This is a genomic window from Quyinboa mangrovi, from assembly GCF_042219825.1.
Taxonomy (GTDB): Bacteria; Bacteroidota; Bacteroidia; order Bacteroidales; family UBA5342; genus JBHJHP01.
The window spans coordinates 1-535 of the sequence record NZ_JBHJHQ010000078.1 but is presented as its reverse complement, the minus strand read 5'-3'; the positions used below and the strand labels follow the sequence as shown (position 1 = coordinate 535).

Here is a 535-nt window from a genome sequence, read left to right as displayed (position 1 = left end):
CACGACACCATACCGCGGGAACGTTGTATTTAATACCGGGATTAGTTGTTTGATTATTTTAAACTGGCTTCCACCCTCTTTCGGCTGAAGCGAGGGAACGTTCTTTTTAAAATTGGATCATCGTTTGATTTAAACCAGGTGTCGGGTGGAATCTCAGTCTACACAACTTTGAAGATTCGTAGTTTGACGCAATATCGTTTGGGGTTGACGCAATATCGTAGAGTTTTTGATTTACATTATCCGGCTATGGGCGGCTGAATCTCATTTGATTTACCGAAGTGTTTAATTTGTGAAACCGTTCAATTAAAGAGCTCCGATGAGAGAAAAAAAGAAGGTACTAAATACAACACGCGGTCATACTGCATGGCAGTCTTTTTAAATAAAATATTACAACATTCGCGGGCTGTCTCTTTTGTCCTGACAGTTCCTTTCACGTCTGAAAGAAACTGCCACGACAGCATACCGCGGGAACGTTGTAGTGCATTTTCCAAAAAAATTAGAATGTTAAACAAGATTTTTAATATTGAAACGAAAG

Annotated in this window: 1 protein-coding gene; it reads right to left on the bottom strand. The window is 39.4% G+C overall.

Features of this window, described 5'->3' with window-relative positions; all coding sequences use genetic code 11:
* Nucleotides 1-299: 299 nt before the first annotated feature.
* Nucleotides 300-535, bottom strand: a 236-nt coding sequence (locus ACE1ET_RS20640) for a hypothetical protein (protein WP_375730322.1), incomplete at its 5' end; no start/stop codon positions are given.